Below are 20,895 nucleotides of genomic sequence, written 5' to 3'. Positions count from 1 at the left end.
ACGCTCACACGGTCATGAATGCGAGCATGTCCGCAATCAGCCGCTCGCTGTGTGTCAGCGGCAGCGGATGCGGCGCGCCTTCGTAGACGATCAGCTTGCTGCCCTTGATCAGCTTTGCGGTCTTGGCGCCCGTCAATGGCAGCGGCGCACTGGCATCCTTATCGCCATGGAGGATCAGCGTCGGGCGATCGATCTTGGCAGCCGTCGCACGAAGATCGGCGAACGCGATGGTCTTGCGGCACGCCAGCGCCACCGGCAGCGGTACGCTCAGCATCATCTCGCGGATCCAGGTCCGCGTGATCTCGGGCGTGTCGGAGGTGAAGAACGGCGCTTCATTCGCCGCAATCCATTTGGGGAAGTCGCGCGCGACGGCCGCATTGTCGGCCTCGATCATCGCCATCGGAACCGCGTCCGGATTGTCCTCGGTCTTGACCATGAACGGCGTCGTCGGCGCGATCAGCACCAGCCTTGCGATCCGGTCCGATCCGTATCGGCCGAGATAGTTCACCGCCTCAGCCGTTCCCATCGAGAAGCCAATCAGCGTCACGTCACGCAGGTCGCGCGCCTCGATCACAGCGGCGACGTCATCGGTCAGCGTCTCCAGATCATAGCCTGAAGACGGCATCTCGGACCGGCCATGCCCGCGCCTGTCAGGCGCAACGCAGCGGAAGCCTTTTGCGTCGAGGGCGGCAATCTGACTGCCCCAGCTGCTGGCATCGAACGTCCAGGCCGACAGCAGCAGCACCGGTTGTCCGCTTCCCCAGTCCTGCACGAACAGTTTTGTGCCGTCCTTCGCGGTCACATAGGGGGATCGCACAGCCTGTTGGGCTGCGGTCACTGGCGCGCTGCTACCTGATGCCGCCGCAAAGGCGCTTCCAAGCAACGTGGCTTCGAGGACGGTTCGACGGTTCATGGTGCTTCTCCCTTGCCGATCGGTCGGCCACCAGCCGCGGTCGATGAAACGATCATGACGAAAGGATTGGGCTTCCGCGATTACGCGGCAGGTAAGCGCCGGTCCGGCCTCCGCCCCGTCCCCACGGCGAAACCGGCCAAATGGCGCAATGAAACCATTTTGCGGAACCCGCGAAACGATCCGGAAACAGATGCTCCTTAAGACATCAGCCTACAGACGGCGCCAAAGCCCGTCGGGAGGCTTCGATGAACCACTCAATTCACTCTGCAGATCGGGGTACCCACCTGAAGATCGTGGTGGTGGCGCTGGTGGCCGGTATCGCAGTGGCCGCCTTCGGGATCGCAGCCCGCACCAACGCCGATTACAGCCAGACCGCCCAGTCCACCCACGTGATCAAGGCTGGCAAGCCGGTGGCGATCACGAGCGCGGGCACCTCGGCGATGCGCTAATTGCGGAAAAGGTCCGGTTTGAGACGAAACGGCCGCCTTGGGGCGGCCTTTTGCTTTTGGCCAGTACCTGAAGAATTGGGGCCAAGCTGCTGAATCAGTGGGCCTGTGCCGCACAATACTCCCGCCAGAACTGGCGATATGCCGCTTCGACGTGGCGCGTGTAGATCGCGCCATTGCCCGCCGCCGAGGCTGCGATCCGGGCCGGCAGCCCCTCGCGCAGTGCGGCCAGCGCTGACGGGTTCCCCGCAAACCGCATTGCGATCGCAAGATAGGTTTCGTCGTCCTCCGCGACCCAGTCGTCGAGGCCGATCGCCTTGAGGATGCCGCCAGCTGCCCGGCCGGAGGTCGTCTGGCCGAGCTTGGCGATGACGGGCACGCCCATGTGCAGGGATTCCCAGGTGCCGGCGCCGCCGTTCTGCGGGAACGGATCGAGAGAGATGTCGATCTCTGCATATTCCCCGAGATGCTCATCGCGTCCACTCGCCCCTAGGCAGACTACGCTGTCCGGGCTGACGCCATGTTCCACGAAACGGGCTACCAAGCCGTCGCGAAGGCCGACATCGTCGAGCGCAGCGTGTTTGATGACGAGCTTCGATCCCGGCAGGTCACGCAGCAACTTCGACCATACCGGCAGCACCTCGTTGGAGATCTTGTCGATCCGGTTGAAGGTGCCGAAGGTGACGTAGCCGTTGCGCAGCATCGGCAGGTCCGGTTTGTACAGACCCGGCGCAGGCTCTGATATCGTCAGCATGCACGGCAGATCGTGGATCTTCTCGGCGAACTCGGGCCGCGCTTCTTTCGGAATCGCGACCGGGTCCGCAAAGATGTAGTCGATGGTTTTCAGACCCGTACCGGTCGGCGCACCCCAGGCCGACACCTGGATCGGCGCGGGCTTGCGCGAGAACATCCCGAGGCGACTGCCACCGGAATGACCGGAGAGATCGACCAGGATGTCGATCCCGTCGTCCTCGACGCGATCCGTCAATTGCTCGTCGGACAGCAACACCGCATCGACCCAACGATCCGCGAACGAGCGGAACTCGTCCGTCATCTCGTCCTGGAGCGGTGACGACGAATAGCAGACGATCTCGAAATTGGCGTGATCGCTATGGCGCAGCACCGGCATGAAGATGAACCCGGCCGAATGGCGCCTGAAGTCGGCAGACACGTAACCCACCACTAGGCGCCTGTCGGGATCGAGATCCCGCGGCCGAAGCGGTCGTTGCGGAATCCTGCTGCCGATGTTGTCCCACCAATATTTGCGCACGGCCTGCAACAGCGCGAAATCCGCGCCGGGCAGGAAGTCGAGCGCGAAGATCTTCCTGTCGATCGCATCCTGGAAGTCGGGCTTGAGCTCCAGCGCCCGATCGAAATGTTCGATCGCGGTCGCGATGTCTCCGTAGCTGGCAAAGCACGATCCCATCAGGCTGATGGCAACCTCCGACTTGGAATTCTGCTCGAGCAGCGTCTTGCACGCTGCCATCGCCTGCGTCGGCTTGTGCAGGAGCAGACTGACCAGCGCCTTTACGCGCAGCGCCAGTTCAAGCAGCGGAGCGATGGCGAGCGCCGCCTCGATGTCGCGCCCGGCCTGTTCGAGGCGCAGCAACCGGAGATGGAGCCGCGCCCGATGGGCCAGGACCTTGGCATTGCCCGGCTTCATGGCCAGGGCCGTGTTCAGGGCGGTTTCCGCGGCGGCATAGTTGCGCAACTCCAGCAAGGCCATACCGCGGCCGGCGAGCGCCTCCTGATGCTTCGGCTGAAACGCCAGCGCGCGCTCGAAGCTTTGCAAAGCTTGCTCGGAGCGCCAGATCCGCAGCTCGGCCATGCCGCGATTGCAATAGGCGTCGGCATAGTCGGGCTTCAACCGGATGGCGCGCTCGTGCAGTTCGAGGGCGTCCAGCGGCAGCCCCAGATGCATCAGCGTATTGCCGAGATTGGTCAGAGCCATCGGGAAGTTCGGATTAAGCGCGAGGCCCTTCTCCTGACAGGCCCGCGCGTCCTCAAAGCGCTTGAGGTCGAACAGCACCGCGCCGAGGTCGCAATAGACGTTGGCCGCGCGTGGGCTGACCGCGATCGCGGCGCGCAGGACCTGCTCGGCCTCCTCGAGCCGCTTCGGATCGCTGCTGAGACTGACCCCGAGCAGGTGCAGCGTGTCGAAATGATCGGGAAGTGCCTGCAGTATCCGCCGGCACAGTGTCTCGACGTCGGTGAGCCGCCCGTTGCCATAAGCCTGATGCGCCGCCGCGAGCGCGGCCTCCGCGTCTTTCTTGAATTTCTTCTGGAGCCTTGCGTTCTGGAAGGCGCGCGAGCCGACGGTCAAACCAAATGTCCTCGGAAATTGCCTGTGGAGCTTGTAACACCGTTGATCGATTCGGCGCCCGGAGGCAGCCGCCCGGACCGTAGCGATACGGTCCCGGCCCGGCTCCAGCAGGCGTTTGGTCCCCGTGAATGCAACGTCCTTGACTTCACCATGTCCCCCCTTTAAGTCCCCCCTCGTTCCGCGCGGACACATACGCGTCACGCGGGAGTAGCTCAGTTGGTTAGAGCGCCGGCCTGTCACGCCGGAGGTCGCGGGTTCGAGCCCCGTCTCTCGCGCCATTTTTGGCAACATCTTCAAAAGCTTAGCAGAAAATTCTCAACCTGATTGACGATCCCTGTGTCGAATCTCGCGCCTTGCGCTTGTCCAGGGACCGGCGGATTGGCCTGACAAATCACGCGAAAGCCCTCGCCGGGATGGCCGGCATAGTCAGTCTCAACCCGAATCGTCTAGGCCTGCAGGAACTTGGCAGTTTGGGAGCCCGGCAAGCTTCCGCGCGATACCCGAGGAGGCCAGTCATGGCGAAAAAGACAGCTGCTCCGGCAACGATCACGCTCAAGCACCTCGCGGCCGACATCGCGGAACGCCAGGACCTCTCGAAGAAGCGCGCCGAGGCCGTCCTGACCGACATGGTCGAGCTGATCGCCAAGCACCTGAGGAAGGGCGACCGCGTCCGCATCGTCGGGCTCGGCATCCTCCAGGTCCGCAAGCGCGCGGCCCGCACCGGCCGCAATCCGGCCACAGGCGAGCCGATCCACATCAAGGCCAGCAAGAAGGTCGCGTTCCGTCCGGTCAAGGAACTGAAAGAGGCGATCTGACGCTTACGCTTCGTTAGGCCTGATCCGCGCCAGTCCGACCGCAACGCGGTCCGCTTTTCTGATATACTGCCTGCTTCCCCAAAGACCCGGCGGTTTGACCAGACATGTCCCTGACCTTCGCGCATACCGTGACCGAGCGCTTCCTGCGCTACGTCACCATCGACACCCAGTCCGATCCGAATTCCCCGGCCTCGCCATCGACCGAGAAGCAGAAGGATCTCGGCCGCGTGCTCGTCACCGAGCTGAAGACCATCGGTATCACCGATGCCCATCTCGACGATTACGGCTACGTCTACGGAACGATCCCGGCCAACACGACGAAGAAAGTGCCGGTGATCTGCTTCTGCTCGCACATGGATACTTCGCCCGACGTCACCGGCAAGGATGTGAAGCCGCAGATCGTGAAGAACTATCGCGGCGGCGACATCACCTTGACGGGCGATGCCACCCAGGTGATCCGCTTTGCCGAGCATCCCGCGCTGAAAAACCAGATCGGCAACGACATCATCACCACCGACGGCACCACGCTGCTCGGGGCCGACAACAAGGCCGGCGTCGCCGAGATCATGGACGCCGCGCATTTCTTCATCAACAACCCCGATGTGAAGCACGGCACCATCAAGATCCTGTTCACGCCCGACGAAGAGATCGGCCGCGGCGTCGACAACGTCGACATCAGGAAGCTTGGCGCCGAGTTCGGCTACACAATGGACGGCGAAAGCGCCGGCAGCGTCGAGGACGAGACGTTTTCCGCCGACGGCGCCACCATCACCATCACCGGCGTCAGCGCCCATCCCGGCTATGCCAAGGGCAAGATGGAGCATGCGATCAAGATCGCAGCCGCCATCGTCGAGCGTCTGCCCAAGGAAGGCTGCTCGCCCGAGACGACCTCAGGCAAGCAGGGCTTCCTGCACCCGGTGGGCATGGAAGGCGCGCTGGAACAGGCGACGCTCTCTTTCATCGTGCGCGACTTCACCGAGGAAGGACTGAAGGAGAAGGAGGTCCTGCTCGAGGGTATCGTCAAGGACGTCATGAAGGATTTTCCGCGCTCGACCTACAAGTTCGAGGTGCGGGAGCAGTACCGCAACATGAAGCAGGTGATCGACCGTCACCCGCACATCCTCGAATACGCGATCGAGGCGATCCGCCGCGCCGGCTTGCGTCCAATGCGCACCGCGATCCGCGGCGGCACCGACGGCTCGCGCCTCTCCTTCATGGGGCTGCCCTGCCCCAACATCTTTGCCGGCGAGCACGCCTTCCATTCACGGCTGGAATGGGTGAGCCGGCAAGACATGGAAAAAGCGGTGCAGACCATCGTCCATCTCGCAATGATCTGGGAAGAGAAGGCTTAACCTTCTCGGGAGGGCCCACGATCAAAACATCGAAAACAACCCCATGCAAAGTAGCCGCCCCCTGCTGGAATAACGAATTTCGTGTTTTACGAATTTTCTTGACGCGTCGGGCAAATCAAGGGTATGGTGGCATCATCGGCGGGATCCGGTCGCTGGCAAAATCGTGATGCCGGCCGGTTTGCAGGCTCTCCCGCATCATGCGACAACTGGATATGCACCTGAAACGGTTCGTCAACGCTGTGGTGATGCTGCTTGTCGCGGCCGGGCTTCTGCTCGCGCCGCTGGCGGCACCGGTGTTGGCCGCGCCAGCCGCGGGGACTGCCGGCCACGACACGCAGGCGATGTCAGACGATATGCTGGCCATGTCCCGCAACATGCAGGATGATATGCCCTGCTGTCCGGGCCAGTCGCAGAGCAAGGACTGCGGATCCTGTCCCTTCGTGGCGCTGTGCCTGCTCAGCGCCTCCCTTCCCGCCCCGTCCGGGACAGTCTCCCTGATCGAGCGCCACGCGCAGTACCGCGCATTCGCTCAGGTCGACGATCTCCTGATCGACGGGCTCGGTACCAAGCCTCCCGACCACCCCCCTCGAATCGACGTTTGATGAGCGCGTAAGCGCCTGATCGTCGCGCGCGCCGGAAGCGGCGAGCGCCGTTGCACGCCGCCCTGGCGGTAATCAGACCTATCGAGGATTACTTTGATGAAGACGTCTCGCATTGCGCGCGCCACCATGGCTGCGCTGATCGGTGCTGCGCTCACGGGTGCTACCCATGCCGAAATCAAGAACTACGAGTTCCAGCTGGTTCAGCCCACCATAAAGACCGGCGCCGATCGCATCGTGACCGTGCGGCTGGTCGACAAGACCAGCGGCAAAGCTGTGCCTGATGCGGTGATCTTTGCCAGCCGACTCGACATGGCACCCGACGGCATGCAGGAGATGGCCACCAAGGTGACACCGATGCCGGGCGCCGAGCCCGGCACCTACCGCTTCAAGGCGACCTTCGGCATGGCTGGGCGCTGGCAACTCTCGCTCGGCGCCAAGGTGCAGGGCGAGACCGGCACGGTCGAGAACAAGCTCGTCGTCACGGCCGAGAAATGACTCGCCTCATCATGACAGGCACTGCCGCTGCGATCCTCGCAGCGGCAGGTGTCGCGCTGTACGCTGGCGGCAGTCTGCGACCCCAGCCCGACATCAGCCAACTCGTGTCCGCGGCAATCGCCGCGGATGCGAGCCCGCCGATTTATTTCCGAGATCCCGACCGCAAGCCGCTCTACTCGCTGACGCCGAAGAAAACCTCTGACGGCCGCGACTACCGCGCCGTGCACGCAAGTGAGGATGTCAGCTTCGACGAGCCCGACGCGGCGCCGGACACGAGGGGCGATCGCAAGATCAGATATTATCGCAACCCGATGGGCCTGCCGGATACTTCACCGGCGCCGAAGAAGGACTCGATGGGGATGGACTATATTCCCGTCTACGAGGGTGACGACAGCGACGACGGCTCGATAAAGCTATCACCGGGCAAGATCCAGCGCAGCGGCGTCAAATCCGAACCAACCGAATTGCGCCGGATCAGGACGCTGGTGCGCGCGCCCGGCACGATCCAACTCGATGAACGCCGCGTCTCGGTGGTCGCCATGCGGGCCGAAAGCTTCGTGCAGAAGGTCGCCGACGTCACCACCGGCAGCCGCGTGACCAAGGGCCAGCCACTGATGGACATCTACAGCTCCACGGTGTCATCGGCGGCAGCCGAATATCTCGCGACCATCACGTCGAAGACGACGTCGGCTGTCGAGTCCTATGGCCGCGGCTCGCGGCAGCGCCTCGTCAATCTCGACGTTCCCGAACCCGTCATCGCCCAGATGGAGAAGAGCCATTCGGTACCGATCACGATTCCCTGGTCGTCGCCACGCGACGGCATCGTGCTCCAGCGCAACGCGATCGAGGGTATGCGCGCACAGGCTGGCGACGTGCTGTTCCGCATCGCCGACATCGCGCAGGTGTGGGCGACGGTCGATGTCGCCGAGCGCGACCTCGGCACGATCGCCGTCGGTCAGCCTGTCACGGTACGGGCCCGCTCCTACCTCGGCCGGGACTTCAAAGGCTTGATCAGCGTGGTCTATCCGCAGGTGAACAAGGAGACGCGCACGGCAAGGGTGCGAATTGAGCTCGCGAATGCCGATCTCGCGCTGCTTCCCGACATGTATGTCGATGCCGAGATCGACACCGGCACGCCGGCACCGGTGCTCAGTGTCGCCGAGAGCGCGGTGCTCGACACCGGCAGCCGGCAGGCCGTGCTGGTCGACAAGGGCCAGGGTCGCTTCGAGCCGCGCGAAGTCAAGCTCGGCCGGCACGGTGACGGCTATGTCGAGGTCCGCGACGGACTTGCCGTGGGCGACGCGATCGTCACCTCAGCCAATTTCCTGATCGACGCGGAGAGCAATCTCGAGGCGGCGCTCAAGGGCTTTGCCGAAGCCGGTAATCCAAAAGATGGCGACGCCGCGATGGGAGCCAAGCCATGATCGCGCGCATCATCTCATGGTCGGCGCGCAACCTGTTGCTCGTGCTGTTCGGCACCGGCTTTGCCGCCGCAGGCGGCCTCTACGCCCTGCTCCACCTGCCGCTGGATGCCATTCCCGATCTCTCCGACACCCAGGTCATCGTCTACACCGAATATCCCGGCCAGGCCCCGCAAGTGATCGAGGACCAGGTCACCTATCCCCTCACCACAGCGATGCTGACCGTGCCGAAGTCGAAGGTGGTGCGCGGCTTCTCCTTCTTCGGTGTCTCCTTCGTCTACGTCATTTTCGAGGACGGCACCGACATCTACTGGGCGCGCTCGCGGGTGCTCGAATTCCTCAACGGCGCGGCAGCGCGGCTACCTGCCGGGGTCACATCGACGATCGGCCCTGACGCCACCGGCGTCGGCTGGGTCTACCAATACGCGGTGATGTCGAAGCAACTCAATCTTGCGGAGACACGGACGATCCAGGACTGGAACTTGAAATTCGCCCTCGCCAAGGCCGAAGGCGTCGCGGAGGTCGCCGGCGTCGGCGGCTTCGTCAAGCAGTACAACGTCATCCTCGATCCGCAGCGCATGCGCGATCTCGGCATCACCATGCAAAAGATGCGCGAGGCGATCCGCGCCAGCAATGCCGATGTCGGCGGTCGCACCGTCGAGCTCTCCGAGTTCGAATACGTCATCCGCGGCAAGGGTTACCTCAGGAGCATCGACGATATCGGCAACATCGTGCTGAAGGCCGACAACGGTACGCCGGTCAAGCTGCGTGACGTCGCTCGTGTCGAGCTCGGCCCTGACGAGCGGCGCGGCATCGCAGAGCTCAATGGCGAGGGCGAGGTCGCAAGCGGCATCGTGCTCCAGCGCTTCGGCATGAACGCGCTCGACGTGATCGAGAACGTCAAGAAGAGGTTCAAGGAGATCGCGACCAGCTTGCCGAAATCGGTCGAGATCGTTCCGGTCTACGACCGCTCGAACCTGATCTACGCGGCGATCGACACGCTCAAGCACACCCTGGTCGAGGAGAGCATCGTCGTCGCCCTCGTCTGCATCGTATTCCTTCTGCATGTCCGCAGCGCGCTGGTCGCGATCCTGATGCTTCCCGTCGGCGTGCTGATGGCCTTCGGCGCCATGAAGCTGCTCGGGATCGGCTCCAATATCATGAGCCTTGGCGGCATCGCGATCGCGATCGGCGCCATGATCGATGCCGCGATCGTCATGATCGAGAACGCACACAAGCACCTCGAACGCGCCGAACCCGGCCGTTCGCGGGTTGATATCCTGATCGAGGCCGCCGCCGAGGTCGGCCCTGCGCTTTTCTTCAGCCTCCTGATCATCACCGTATCGTTCACGCCGATCTTCACGCTGGAGTCGCAGGAGGGCCGGCTGTTCAGCCCGCTCGCCTTCACCAAGACCTTTGCGATGGCGGCAGCAGCGCTGTTGTCCGTGACCCTGGTGCCGGCGCTGGTGGTGATCTTCGTCAGGGGCAAGATCATTCCGGAGCACCGGAATCCGATCAACCGCTTCCTGATCTGGATCTATCGGCCGGTGATCTCAGGCGTGCTGCGCGCCAAAATTCTCGTGATCCTGTTCGCACTCGGCGTGCTCGCCGTCTCTGTCTGGCCGGCCGTTCGGCTCGGCACCGAGTTCATGCCCGACCTCAACGAAGGCACCCTGCTCTACATGCCGACGACGCTGCCCGGCATTTCCGTGACCAAGGCCGCCGAGCTGCTGCAGACCCAGGACCGCATCATCCGATCCTTCCCCGAGGTCTCATCTGTGTATGGCAAGGCCGGCCGCGCGGCGACCGCCACCGATCCCGCACCGTCGGAGATGTTCGAGACCATCGTCAACCTCAAGCCAAAAGAGCAGTGGCGTTCGGGCGTGACCGTGGACAGCCTCATCGCCGAGATGGACAAGGCGTTGCAATTCCCCGGGGTCTCCAATGCCTGGACCATGCCGATCAAGGCCCGCATCGACATGCTCTCGACCGGCATCCGCACTCCCGTTGGCGTCAAGGTGATCGGCACCGACCTCGCCGGGATCGACAAGCTGGCAAGGCAGGTCGAGCAGGTGCTCAAGGCGGTGCCCGGCACATCCTCGGCCTATGCCGAGCGCAGCCTTGGCGGCTATTACCTCGAGATCACGCCGAACCGCGAGGCGCTGGCACGCTATGGCATCATGGTGCAGGACGTGCAGGACACGATCGCGGCCGCGCTCGGCGGCCAGACCGTGACCACCACCGTGGAAGGCCGTCAGCGTTTCACGGTCAACATGCGCTATCCCCGCGATCTGCGCGACAATCCCAGGGCAATCGCCAACGACATCCTGGTGCCGATGCCCGCAGGCGGCGCCGTGCCCCTTGGGGAGGTCGCAAGTGTGACGCCGGCGCGCGGGCCGACCTCGATCCGCACCGAGAACGGGCAGCTCGCCAGCTACATCTATGTCGACATCCGTGACCGTGATCTCGGCGGCTATGTCGCCGACGCTCAGCGCGCGGTGCAGGCGAGCGTCCAGTTTCCGCCCGGCTATTACGTGCTCTGGAGCGGGCAGTACGAATACCTCGAACGCGCCACGGCGCGGCTCAAGATCGTGGTTCCGGTGACGCTGCTGATCATCTTCCTGCTGCTCTATCTCAACTTCCGCTCGGTCACCGAGACCATGATCGTCATGCTCTCGTTGCCCTTCGCCCTCGTCGGCGGCCTCTGGCTGATGTGGTGGCTCGGCTTCAACCTGTCGGTTGCCGTCGCCGTCGGCTTCATTGCGCTGGCAGGCGTGGCGGCCGAGACCGGTGTGGTGATGCTGATCTATCTCAACCACGCGCTCGCCGAGACCAGAGCGCGCTGCGAGCTGGCGGGCCGCGCGCTGACGCGCGAGGACCTCCATGCCGCCATCATGGAAGGCGCCGTCGAACGCGTCCGTCCGAAGATGATGACAGTGGTCGCGATCATGGCCGGCCTGCTGCCGATCCTGTGGAGCACGGGCACGGGCTCGGAGATCATGCAGCGGATCGCGGTCCCCATGATCGGCGGCATGATCTCGTCGACACTGCTGACGCTGATCGTGATCCCGGCGATCTTCGGACTGGTGAAAGGGGTTGGATTACCGTCCTCCCCCACCATCGGCGTCGAGCCACCGCTCCACGTCGAAAGCCCCGAGCAACACCGCGGCGAGCTCGAGCCGGCGCAATGAGTGCAAGCTGCGCGGTCGTGAGAGACCTATGACGATCTGACAAAGCTGCTGAACTGAAAATTCTGCACCGATTGCCAAGGCGTCGCATGCTGATGACGGCGATGATCCGTCATCTTGAAACCGGCGCCGAGCAGCGCGGCGATGCTGTCGGCGCTGTGGCGCGTCACCGGCAAGCCGCTGCATTTTTCCGGCCCATCGATTGCGAATGTACCGACGATGACATGGCCGCCGATCTTCACCGCGCGTCGGACAGTTGCGACATAAGTCGCCTGCTCTTCCGGCGCGTTAAGAAAATGAAACGCGGCGCGGTCGTGCCAGACGTCGTATGTCCGCGTCGGCCGCCACGCCGTCATATCCGCCGCGATCCAGTCCACGCTATCGCCAGCGAGGCCCAGCCGCGTCCGCGATGCCGCAAGCGCCGCGTCGGACAGATCGAGCACGGTCAGGTCCGTATACCCGGCGGTCAACAGCGCATCGACCAGCCGGGATGCCCCGCCACCGATATCAACGATTGGAGAGGTCAGTCCCGCGCCAGCCAGCGCGATCAATTCGAGCGACGGCGACGGGCTCTCCTGGAACCAGCTCACCTCGCGTTCGCCTTTGCTCTCATATACAGTTTGCCAATGGGCCGCCCGACCTGAACTCGTCATGACGCCTGATCCCCTCCATGCTGGTTTCCCCGATACTCGACCGCAAAAATCACTCAACTCCTTTCGTGTTCTCGCCCTCAGCGCCGCTGCGGAAAGCCCGGCCTCGTTTCCTTGAAAAGATGACCACCAAAGTCACCCTCTGATCAATTCTCCAACAGAGATGTCGCCGATGCAGTTGCAATCGACCCTCACCTGCCCCGAATGCGGCCATCGCGCCGTCGAGACCATGCCGACGGACGCCTGCCAGTTCTTCTATGATTGCAAGGGCTGCGGCAAGCGACTGAAGCCGCGGGCCGGCGATTGCTGCGTATTCTGTTCGTTCGGCTCCGTGCCGTGTCCGCCGATCCAGGCCGGCAATTGCCGCTCGTAGCGAGGTCGCCAACGTCGAACGCCCCTAGATCGCGGGGCCGGCCATGCATCGGCCATATCGGAAAAGATGAGACGAACACCCACGCCGTACGATCAGCATAGGCCCGCCCTGCCCGCGACATCAGGTTCCTAATACGTAACATTGTAGCAGGTCGACAGTGTTCCCTCGGCCGTGCTAGGCCAGCGCTATCGACAACGAGAGCAAATTCGTGTTCCCGAGCCACCAGCCTGCCCTCTTTCGCCCCCTGCGCCGTTGGCGCGGACTGCTGGCTGTGCTCGTTGCGGTGGCCTATCTGTTTGCGAGCGTTGCGCACGGGCTGTGCGACATCGACGTCACCAGCCCCGCCGGTGGCTCGGAGATCGCCTCGATCCTGGACGACGGTTCGACCGGCCACGGTGATCACAAGGGTATCGCGGGCCATCACTGTCACGGTTGCTTCTCGGTCGCGATCACGCAGCCAGTTCACGCCGCAATCGCGGCTGACGACATTACCGCATCGGTGCAGCAGCGGCAGCCGACGCTCGTGGGCATCGCGCCCGATACCGACTCCCGGCCTCCCAAACATTTGACCTGAACTGATCAGCCGGGCGCTGTGCGCGCCCACGATGCTATTGTTCACAGGTCACTTTCATGTCTTGCAGACGAACGACCGCGCGCCTCGCGTGCGCGATGGCAATTCTGGTCAGCCCCTGGCTGACGCAGCACGCCCACGCCCAGACCCTGACGATGCGTGCGGCGCTCTCGCGTGCGCTGGCCGCGAGCCCGCGCCTGACGGCGGCGGAACGCGATGTCGGCATCGCCACGGGCCAGCGCATCCAGGCGGGCGCGCTGCTCAATCCGGAACTGTCCTATGAGCAGGATAATTCGTTCGGATCGGGCATTTATCGCGGCACCAAATCGGCCGAGACAACGCTCCAGATCAGCCAGGCCTTTGAGCTGTTCGGCAAGCGCGATGCCCGAATTGCCGCGGGCGCAGCCGGCATCGAGGTCGCCGCGATTCAGCGCAAGGCGATCAGGTTGGAGGTGCTGTCGGAGACGGCGATCGCCTTCCTCAGCGTGCTCGGCGCGCAGCGGCGCATCCAGATCCTCGACGAGCAGATTGCAGCGATCGACAAGCTGACGCCGCTGTTGCGCCGCCGCGTCGAGGCCGGCGCGTCCTCGCCGGCCGAGACCGGCCGCGCCGAAGTCGCCTCCGCGCTGGTGAAGGCCGACCGGGAGCGCTTCAAGGCCACGCTGGCAAGCGCCCGGCGTGAGCTCGCGGTGCTGATGGGCGATCCCGCCACGAAATTTGGCGAGGTTTCCGGCCGACTCGACACGATGGGCCGGCCGCCGACGTTCCAGTCGGTCGTCGCCGCCATCGATGCCAACCCGCAACTGGTGCGCTGGACCGCGGTGTATGCGCAGCGTAACGCCGAGTTGTTGATGGCGCGGCTGAGGCCTTATCCCGATGTGCGGATCGCCGCCGGCTGGCGCCATTTCAACGAGACCAATGACGACGCTGTGCGCCTCTCCGTCTCGGTGCCGATCCCCGTGTTCGACCAGAACCAGGGCAACATCCTCTCGGCGCAGGAAAGCCTCGCCAAGACCCGCGTTGAGCGCGAGGCCAACCGCAACACGCTGATTGTGATCGCCGGCCGCGCTTACGACTCGCTGCAGGGCTCGCGGCGCGAACTTGCCGTGCTGCGCGAGACCGCGATCCCGAAGGCGACTGAAGCATCTGAGGCGATCTCGCAGGGCTACGGCCAGGGCCGCTTCACCCTGCTTGAGGTGCTCGATGCCCAAGCCAGCGTTGCGCAAGCGCGCCTGCGCGAGCAGGAGGCGCTGCAGAACTTCCATGCGGGCGTTGCGACCATCGAAGGCCTCGTCGGCAATCCCTTTGCGCTGGCCCGGGAGAGCGCGCGATGAGGACATTTTCCACCATCCTCATCGCCACCGTTGCCGCCGCGCTCGGCGCCTACGGCTATTCCCTGCTCGCCCCGGCCAGGGTTGTGCCCGCCGAACATACCGAAGAGAAGAAGCCGGAGAAGCCGAACGACCATATCGAGCAGGACGAGCACGGCGCCGACCGCATCCGCATCTCCGACGTCAAGCTTGCGGCCGCCAACGTCACGCTGGCCGAAGCCGCGAGCGCCACGCTGACCGACACGCTCGCCTTCAATGGCATTTTGCGCGCCAACCAGGAAGCGGTCGTTCAGATAACACCTCGCTTTCCCGGAATTGCAAAATCGATCCAGAAGCGCATCGGCGACAAGGTGGGCAAAGACGACCTGCTCGCCACCATCGAGAGCAACCAGAGCCTCACCGTCTATGAGCTGAAGGCGCCGATCGCCGGCACCATCATCGAGCGCCAGATCTCGCTCGGCGAATACGCCTCCGAGCAGAAACCGGCCTTCGTCGTCGCCGACCTCTCGACTATCTGGGTCGATCTCTCGATCTACCGGCAGGACCTCAAGCGCGTCCGCCTCAACGATGAAGTTCTGATCGATCCCGACGACGGCCGCGGCGAGATCAAGGGCACGATCTCCTATATCGCGCCGATCGGCTCGAGCGAGACGCAGACCGCGCTCGCCCGCGTGGTGCTCCCGAACGCCGAGGGACGCTTGCGTCCCGGCCTGTTCGTCACCGCGCGGCTGATCCTCGCCGCGCGCAACGTTGCGGTCGCCGTGCGCCGCAGCGCGATCCAGACATTGGAAAACAGGACCATCGTGTTCGTCCGCGAGGACAGCGACAAGATCGAGGCGCGGCCTGTGGAGCTTGGGGATTCCGATCCACAGTTTGTCGAGATCAAGGCCGGGCTCGCCGCCGGCGAGCGTTACGTCGCGGAGAACAGCTTCGTCGTGAAGGCGGAGATGGGCAAGGGCGAGGCCGAGCATGATTGAGCGTCTCATCGCCGTCTCGCTGCAACAGCGCTGGCTGGTTCTCCTGCTCGGGCTGGGCGCCGTCGCTTTCGGAGCCTGGAATTTCCAGCGGCTTCCGATCGACGCCGTGCCAGATATCACCAATGTCCAGGTCCAGATCAACACCCGCGCGCCCGGCTATTCGCCGCTGGAGACCGAGCAACGCATCACCTTCCCCGTCGAGACCGCGATGGGCGGCCTGCCCAAGCTCGACACCACTCGCTCGCTGTCGCGATATGGCCTGAGCCAGGTGACGGTCGTGTTCAAGGACGGCACCGACATCTATTTTGCCCGCCAGCTCGTGGGCGAGCGCATCCAGCAGGTGAAGGACCAGCTTCCGGCCGGTGTCGAGGTCGCGATGGGTCCGGTCTCGACCGGTCTCGGCGAAATCTTCATGTACACCGTCGAGGCGAAGCCGGGCGCCAAGACGCAAGGCGGCCATGACTATACGCTGACTGACCTCCGCACTGTGCAAGACTGGATCATCCGCCCCCAGCTTCGCAACGTGCCGGGGGTGATCGAGGTCAACACCATCGGCGGCTTCGAGCGGCAATTCCACGTGCTGCCGGATCCCGGCAAGCTGATGGCCTATAAGCTCGGCTTCCGTGACGTCATGACGGCGCTTGCCGCCAACAACGCCAATGTCGGCGCCGGCTATATCGAGCGCAACGGCGAGCAATATCTGGTTCGCTCGCCGGGCCAGGTCGGCAATATCAGCGAGATCCAGGACGTCGTGATCGGCTCGCGCGGCGGCAACCCCGTCAGGATCAGGGATGTCGCTGTTGTCACCGAGGGCCGCGATCTGCGCACGGGCGCGGCGACGCGCGACGGCGAGGAAACCGTGCTCGGCACCGCCATGCTGCTGATCGGCGAGAACAGCCGTGCGGTGGCCAGTCGCGTCGCGGCCCGGCTCGCGGATATCGCCAAATCCCTCCCCGAGGGCGTCGCGACGCGGACCGTCTATGACCGCACCCATCTGGTCGAAGCCACCATCCGCACGGTCGAGAACAACCTCCTCGAAGGCGCGGCGCTGGTGGTGGCCGTGCTGTTCCTGATCCTCGGCAACATCCGCGCCGCGCTGGTGGTGGCCTGCGTCATTCCGCTGTCCATGGCGATGACGGTCACCGGCATGGTCGAAACCAAGGTCAGTGCCAATTTGATGAGCCTCGGCGCGATCGACTTCGGCATCATCGTCGATGGCGCCGTGATCATCGTCGAGAACTGCCTGCGCATGCTGGCCGAGGCCCAGCGCGCGAAAGGCGGCCTGCTCACCACGTCCGAACGATTGCGCGCGATTCTGAACGGGTCGAGCGAGGTGATCAAGCCGAGCCTGTTCGGAACGCTGATCATCGCCGTGGTCTATCTGCCCGTGCTGACGCTGACGGGCGTCGAGGGCAAGATGTTCACCCCGATGGCGCTGACCGTGCTGATGGCGCTGGGCGCCGCCGTGCTGTTCTCCATCACCTTCGTGCCGGCGGCCGTGGCCCTCTTCGTCACCGGCAAGGTGTCCGAGCACGAAAACCTGTTCATGCGGATGGCGAAGCGCGCCTATCTCCCCCTGCTCCGCCTTGCCATCGACAACCGGGGCGCGGTCGCCATCACGGCCGCAATCATCGTCGTCGCAAGCGGCGTCGCCGCCTCGCGCATGGGCGGCGAGTTCATCCCGAGCCTGGACGAAGGCGATGTTGCGCTGGCCTCGATCCGAATTCCCGGCATGAGCCTCACGCAATCACTGGACCTGCAGAAGGCGCTTGAAAAGCGCATCACGCAGATTCCCGAAGTGAAGGAGTTCTTCACCCGCATCGGCACGGCGGAGGTCGCGACCGATCCGATGTCGCCGGCGCAAACCGACGGCTACGTCATGCTCAAGCCGCGCGCCGAATGGCCCGACCCGGGCAAGCCGAAATCGGAGGTGATCGAGGCCATCGACAACGCCGCCGACGACATTCCCGGCAGCGCCTATGAAATCTCCCAGCCGGTCCAGCTCCGCGTCAACGAGCTGATCTCCGGCGTGCGCAGCGATGTCGGCATCAAGGTGTTCGGCGATGACCTCGATATCCTGCAAGGTGCGGCCAAGCAGGTGGAGGCCGCGATCCGCGGCATCCGCGGCGCCAGCGACGTCAAGGTCGAACAGGTCACCGGCCTGCCGATCCTCACCGTCCGGCTCGATCGTCAGGCGCTCGCCCGCTACGGCCTCAGCATCAGTGAGGTGCAGGGCATCGTCGAAATCGCGGTCGGCGGCAAGTCGACCGGAAAGCTGTTCGAGGGCGACCGCCGTTTCGACATCGTGGTGCGCCTGCCGGAACATCTGCGCGGCAATCTCGAAGCGATCCGGGCCATTCCGATCCCGCTGCCGCCCGGCGAGGACGCCGCCGCGACCGTGCCGATCCGAACGGCATTGCCGATCTCTCCCCTCGCCCAGATGCGCTATGTGCCGCTGTCGTCGGTCGCAACTGTCGACGCGACGCCCGGCCCCAACCAGATCAGCCGCGAAGACGGCAAGCGGCGGATCGTCGTCACCGCCAATGTCCGCGCCCGCGATCTCGGCTCCTTCGTCACGGAGGCCGAGACCGCCGTCGCCGAAAAGGTGAAACTGCCGCCAGGCTACTGGATCGGCTGGGGCGGCCAGTTCGAGCAGCTGGTCTCTGCGACGAAGCGGCTGACGATCGTCGTGCCAGTCGCGCTCGCGCTGGTGTTCCTGCTGTTGTTCATGAGCATGGGATCGGCGGCGGATGCGTCGCTGGTGTTCTCCGGGGTGCCGCTGGCCCTGACCGGCGGTATCGCGGCGCTCTTGCTGCGCGGCATTCCCCTGTCGATCAGTGCCGGGGTCGGCTTCATCGCGCTGTCGGGCGTCGCGGTACTCAACGGCCTCGTCATCATCGCCTTCATCGAGCGTCTCCGCAGCGAGGGGCACCCCATTGCGGAGGCCGTGCGTGAGGGCGCCCTGACGCGGCTCCGCCCGGTGCTGATGACGGCGCTGGTCGCCTCGCTCGGCTTCGTGCCGATGGCGCTCGCCACCGGCGCCGGCGCCGAGGTACAGCGGCCGCTTGCGACCGTCGTGATCGGCGGCATCATCTCCTCGACGGTGCTGACGTTGCTCGTGTTGCCGGCGCTCTATTTGCTGTTCCGCCGTGACGCGCCGGGCGAAACGCTTACAATGCAATCTGATTTGATGGCTTCCGGGGAGCGCTAGATTTGGCCAGCCACGACCATCACGGCCATCACCTTCATGACCGTGCCGGCCATGTCCAAGACCATGGTCACGACCATAGCCATGCTCACGGTGCTGGCCACGCGCATGTCCATGCGCCCGCCAATTTCGGCAAGGCCTTCGCGATCGGCATCACGCTCAACACCGGTCTGGTTGTGGCCGAGGCGATCTACGGCTATCTCGGCAACTCCACCGCGCTCCTCGCCGATGCCGGCCATAATCTTTCCGACGTGCTCGGCCTTGTCGTGGCCTGGGGCGCGTCGATCGCGGCGCGGCGTGCGCCGAGCGGCCGCTTCACCTATGGCTTTCGCGCCTCTACCATTCTGGCCGCGCTCGCGAATGCGGTGTTCCTGCTGGTCGCGACCGGCGCGATCGGCTGGGAGGCGATTCTGCGCCTGCGCGAGCCGGAGCCGATTGCAGGCGTGACCGTGATGGTGGTCGCCGGCATCGGCATCCTCGTCAACGGCTTTACCGCCATGCTGTTCGCAAGCGGCCGCAAGGACGACATCAACATCGAGGGCGCCTATCTGCACATGGCGGCCGACGCCGCGGTCTCGCTCGGCGTCGTCGTCTCGGCGGCGCTGATCATGTGGACCGGCTGGCTCTGGCTCGATCCCCTCACCAGCCTCGTCATCTGCGCGAGCATCCTTTGGGGCACGACCAACCTGCTCCGCAGCTCCCTCGACATGTCGATGGCGGCCGCGCCGAAGGGCACCGACATCGCCGCGATCAAGGTGTTTTTGCTGGCACGGCCCGGCGTCTCAGCGATCCACGATCTCCATGTCTGGCCGATCAGCACAACAGAGACGGCGCTGACCTGCCATCTCGTGATGCCCGCAGGTACCGCCGATGCATTCCTGATGGAGACCGCCCAACTACTAAAGACATCCTTCCGCATCGGCCACACCACCCTCCAGGTCGAGACGCATCCTGACAATGGCTGCGCACTGGCGCCGGATGATGTGGTGTGAGGCGGGCACTGGCCCATCCACGTCGTTGCGAGGAGCACTTGCGACGAAGCAATCCAGACTGTCTCCGCAGAGGCAGTCTGGATTGCTTCGCTACGCTCGCAATGACGGCGGAGAGAGCGGCGGGCGCCCTCTACCTCGCCTTCGCCGTCACGATCCAGATCGCGCCCGGCAGCGCCACTGACTGCCCCTTGAGGAACGGCGCGAGCGCCTCGCGGATCGAAGCTTTGGCTGCTGCGTACGTCTCCGGCGGATGGCCCTGCAGCGCGCGGCTGGCCGGGCCGATCTGGAGCGAGCCCTCGACGGCGGCATCGAGACCACCGCCGATGGCGATGTCCATGGGAAGATTATGCGGCTCCATCGCCACATCCACGAAGCCGGCGCCTTTCAGGATGCGCGTCACGCGCTCTTCGGAGGCGAAGGCGAACGGCCCCGGCTCTTCCGGTCCGACCGGCGGCATTTTCGGCACGTGCTTGTAGACCGCCATCAGCGGCGCCATCATCCACGGATTCTCCTTCGGCTCGCGCCAGCAGGCGAAGGCGAGCCGCCCGGTCGGCTTCAGCGCGCGGCGAAGGTTGGTGAAGGACGCAATCGGATCGGCAAAGAACATCACGCCGAAGCGCGAGGCCAGCAGATCAAAGGTCGCCGGTTCGAACGGGTGCACGGTCGCATCCGCCAGCGCGAAATCGAGCGGCAGTCCCTTCGGCGCCGTCGCGCGCGCCTGCGACAGCATCGGGTCGGAGACATCGAGCCCGAGCGCAAAGCCATTCGGCGCAACGGCTTTCGCGAATGCGACCGTCGTTGCGCCCGAGCCGCAGCCGACATCGATGACGCACTCGCCCGGCTTCGGCTTTGCGCGGTCGATCAGGACGTCGGCAATGGGCCCGAGCAGGCTCTCCTGCACCGCGTGGCGATCGGCCCAGCGCTGCCCGCTGGGACCGTTCCAATAGGCGATCTGATCGGCGTTCTGGTCGTGTCCACTGGGCTGTTCCATTGGGGCCTCTGTCATTTATCAGTCGGGGTGATACCACGCCGGAAGCTGATCAAGAGGTCAAATGAGCGCGGTTTGCCATGCGGCCGCCTCTTGCTCCGACACCCGCCGGAGCGCTAAAGAGGCGCCGTGGGGCGGTTAGCTCAGCTGGTTAGAGCATCTCGTTTACACCGAGAGGGTCCGCGGTTCGAATCCGTGACCGCCCACCAGCCTGCGCTCGCTTCGCGAGCTTCGGCTAGGCAGGCCAGCC

17 protein-coding genes and 2 tRNA genes are annotated in these 20,895 nt (G+C 64.6%); 15 read left to right on the top strand and 4 right to left on the bottom strand.

The annotated features are described in order from the left end of the window. Window positions 1-4: 4 nt before the first annotated feature. Window positions 5-913, bottom strand: coding sequence for an alpha/beta fold hydrolase (locus ABIA96_RS15405; protein WP_354137893.1), 909 nt, complete (start codon window positions 911-913; stop codon window positions 5-7). A 245-nt stretch (window positions 914-1,158) separates the two neighbouring features. Between ABIA96_RS15405 and ABIA96_RS15400 the strand changes: the two genes are divergently transcribed. Further along, window positions 1,159-1,362 (top strand): hypothetical protein, encoded by a 204-nt coding sequence (locus tag ABIA96_RS15400; RefSeq protein ID WP_354137892.1) that lies wholly within the window; start codon window positions 1,159-1,161, stop codon window positions 1,360-1,362. Between the two features lie 94 nt (window positions 1,363-1,456). On the opposite strand, the gene ABIA96_RS15395 is transcribed toward ABIA96_RS15400, so the two are convergent. Further along, the gene (locus ABIA96_RS15395; RefSeq protein ID WP_354137891.1) at window positions 1,457-3,682 is read right to left on the bottom strand and encodes an O-linked N-acetylglucosamine transferase, SPINDLY family protein; all 2,226 of its coding nucleotides are present in this window, start codon (window positions 3,680-3,682) and stop codon (window positions 1,457-1,459) included. A 201-nt stretch (window positions 3,683-3,883) separates the two neighbouring features. Here ABIA96_RS15395 and ABIA96_RS15390 point away from each other — a divergent pair. The 7 genes from ABIA96_RS15390 (at window position 3,884) to ABIA96_RS15360 (ending at window position 11,558) form a co-directional block, all read left to right on the top strand. Next, window positions 3,884-3,960: transfer RNA gene (locus ABIA96_RS15390), tRNA-Asp, on the top strand. 237 nt (window positions 3,961-4,197) lie between these two features. Beyond that, complete coding sequence (locus ABIA96_RS15385) at window positions 4,198-4,497, top strand: HU family DNA-binding protein (RefSeq protein WP_354137890.1); 300 nt, start codon at window positions 4,198-4,200, stop codon at window positions 4,495-4,497. Window positions 4,498-4,601: 104 nt separating this feature from the next. Next, window positions 4,602-5,849 carry a peptidase T gene (gene pepT, locus ABIA96_RS15380; protein WP_354137889.1) on the top strand — a complete coding sequence of 416 codons (1,248 nt, stop codon included), beginning with the start codon at window positions 4,602-4,604 and terminating at the stop codon, window positions 5,847-5,849. Between the two features lie 197 nt (window positions 5,850-6,046). Next, window positions 6,047-6,451: a hypothetical protein gene (locus tag ABIA96_RS15375; RefSeq protein WP_354137888.1), complete on the top strand. Its 405-nt coding sequence runs from the start codon at window positions 6,047-6,049 to the stop codon at window positions 6,449-6,451. Window positions 6,452-6,547: 96 nt separating this feature from the next. After that, window positions 6,548-6,946: a FixH family protein gene (locus ABIA96_RS15370; RefSeq protein WP_354137887.1), complete on the top strand. Its 399-nt coding sequence runs from the start codon at window positions 6,548-6,550 to the stop codon at window positions 6,944-6,946. Then, window positions 6,943-8,370 (top strand): efflux RND transporter periplasmic adaptor subunit, encoded by a 1,428-nt coding sequence (locus ABIA96_RS15365; protein WP_354137886.1) that lies wholly within the window; start codon window positions 6,943-6,945, stop codon window positions 8,368-8,370. The genes ABIA96_RS15370 and ABIA96_RS15365 overlap by 4 nt, the downstream gene beginning before the upstream one ends. After that, window positions 8,367-11,558 carry an efflux RND transporter permease subunit gene (locus ABIA96_RS15360; RefSeq protein ID WP_354137885.1) on the top strand — a complete coding sequence of 1,064 codons (3,192 nt, stop codon included), beginning with the start codon at window positions 8,367-8,369 and terminating at the stop codon, window positions 11,556-11,558. The genes ABIA96_RS15365 and ABIA96_RS15360 overlap by 4 nt, the downstream gene beginning before the upstream one ends. A 26-nt stretch (window positions 11,559-11,584) precedes the next feature. On the opposite strand, the gene ABIA96_RS15355 is transcribed toward ABIA96_RS15360, so the two are convergent. Next, complete coding sequence (locus ABIA96_RS15355) at window positions 11,585-12,208, bottom strand: class I SAM-dependent methyltransferase (protein WP_354137884.1); 624 nt, start codon at window positions 12,206-12,208, stop codon at window positions 11,585-11,587. Window positions 12,209-12,377: 169 nt separating this feature from the next. Between ABIA96_RS15355 and ABIA96_RS15350 the strand changes: the two genes are divergently transcribed. The 6 genes from ABIA96_RS15350 to ABIA96_RS15325 all read left to right on the top strand — a co-directional run bounded on the left by ABIA96_RS15350 (window position 12,378) and on the right by ABIA96_RS15325 (window position 19,657). Continuing rightward, a complete protein-coding gene (locus ABIA96_RS15350) occupies window positions 12,378-12,578 on the top strand; it encodes a GDCCVxC domain-containing (seleno)protein (RefSeq protein WP_354137883.1) in 201 nt (66 codons plus the stop codon). 208 nt (window positions 12,579-12,786) lie between these two features. Continuing rightward, complete coding sequence (locus ABIA96_RS15345) at window positions 12,787-13,152, top strand: hypothetical protein (protein WP_354137882.1); 366 nt, start codon at window positions 12,787-12,789, stop codon at window positions 13,150-13,152. A gap of 56 nt (window positions 13,153-13,208) precedes the next feature. Further along, window positions 13,209-14,483, top strand: coding sequence for a divalent metal ion exporter subunit IhpA (ihpA, locus tag ABIA96_RS15340; protein ID WP_354137881.1), 1,275 nt, complete (start codon window positions 13,209-13,211; stop codon window positions 14,481-14,483). Further along, complete coding sequence (gene ihpB, locus ABIA96_RS15335; protein ID WP_354137880.1) at window positions 14,480-15,457, top strand: divalent metal ion exporter adaptor subunit IhpB; 978 nt, start codon at window positions 14,480-14,482, stop codon at window positions 15,455-15,457. Before ihpA ends, ihpB begins: the two co-directional genes overlap by 4 nt. Next, on the top strand, window positions 15,450-18,668 hold the full coding sequence (locus ABIA96_RS15330) for an efflux RND transporter permease subunit (RefSeq protein ID WP_354137879.1): 3,219 nt from the start codon (window positions 15,450-15,452) through the stop codon (window positions 18,666-18,668). The genes ihpB and ABIA96_RS15330 overlap by 8 nt, the downstream gene beginning before the upstream one ends. A gap of 2 nt (window positions 18,669-18,670) precedes the next feature. Next, window positions 18,671-19,657 carry a cation diffusion facilitator family transporter gene (locus ABIA96_RS15325; protein WP_354137878.1) on the top strand — a complete coding sequence of 329 codons (987 nt, stop codon included), beginning with the start codon at window positions 18,671-18,673 and terminating at the stop codon, window positions 19,655-19,657. A 130-nt stretch (window positions 19,658-19,787) separates the two neighbouring features. Here the strand turns inward: ABIA96_RS15325 and ABIA96_RS15320 are convergent, their stop codons facing one another. Then, entirely contained in the window at window positions 19,788-20,648 is an 861-nt protein-coding gene (locus ABIA96_RS15320; RefSeq protein WP_354137877.1) for a class I SAM-dependent methyltransferase, read from the bottom strand. Window positions 20,649-20,777: 129 nt separating this feature from the next. Between ABIA96_RS15320 and ABIA96_RS15315 the strand changes: the two genes are divergently transcribed. Further along, window positions 20,778-20,854 (top strand) — tRNA-Val (locus ABIA96_RS15315). Window positions 20,855-20,895 lie beyond the last annotated feature (41 nt).

Origin of the sequence: Bradyrhizobium sp. LB11.1, from assembly GCF_040549385.1 — a bacterium.
GTDB lineage: Bacteria > Pseudomonadota > Alphaproteobacteria > Rhizobiales > Xanthobacteraceae > Bradyrhizobium.
The sequence above is the reverse complement of the archived record's forward strand: the minus strand, read 5'-3'. Positions and strand labels throughout refer to the sequence as shown.

Coding starts and splice junctions, on each gene's coding strand:
- ABIA96_RS15405 (WP_354137893.1), bottom strand. CDS start 913: ATGAACCGTCGAACCGTCCTCGAAGCCACGTTGCTTGGAAGCGCCTTT.
- ABIA96_RS15400 (WP_354137892.1), top strand. CDS start 1,159: ATGAACCACTCAATTCACTCTGCAGATCGGGGTACCCACCTGAAGATC.
- ABIA96_RS15385 (WP_354137890.1), top strand. CDS start 4,198: ATGGCGAAAAAGACAGCTGCTCCGGCAACGATCACGCTCAAGCACCTC.
- pepT (WP_354137889.1), top strand. CDS start 4,602: ATGTCCCTGACCTTCGCGCATACCGTGACCGAGCGCTTCCTGCGCTAC.
- ABIA96_RS15375 (WP_354137888.1), top strand. CDS start 6,047: ATGCGACAACTGGATATGCACCTGAAACGGTTCGTCAACGCTGTGGTG.
- ABIA96_RS15370 (WP_354137887.1), top strand. CDS start 6,548: ATGAAGACGTCTCGCATTGCGCGCGCCACCATGGCTGCGCTGATCGGT.
- ABIA96_RS15365 (WP_354137886.1), top strand. CDS start 6,943: ATGACTCGCCTCATCATGACAGGCACTGCCGCTGCGATCCTCGCAGCG.
- ABIA96_RS15360 (WP_354137885.1), top strand. CDS start 8,367: ATGATCGCGCGCATCATCTCATGGTCGGCGCGCAACCTGTTGCTCGTG.
- ABIA96_RS15355 (WP_354137884.1), bottom strand. CDS start 12,208: ATGACGAGTTCAGGTCGGGCGGCCCATTGGCAAACTGTATATGAGAGC.
- ABIA96_RS15350 (WP_354137883.1), top strand. CDS start 12,378: ATGCAGTTGCAATCGACCCTCACCTGCCCCGAATGCGGCCATCGCGCC.
- ihpA (WP_354137881.1), top strand. CDS start 13,209: ATGTCTTGCAGACGAACGACCGCGCGCCTCGCGTGCGCGATGGCAATT.
- ihpB (WP_354137880.1), top strand. CDS start 14,480: ATGAGGACATTTTCCACCATCCTCATCGCCACCGTTGCCGCCGCGCTC.
- ABIA96_RS15330 (WP_354137879.1), top strand. CDS start 15,450: ATGATTGAGCGTCTCATCGCCGTCTCGCTGCAACAGCGCTGGCTGGTT.
- ABIA96_RS15320 (WP_354137877.1), bottom strand. CDS start 20,648: ATGGAACAGCCCAGTGGACACGACCAGAACGCCGATCAGATCGCCTAT.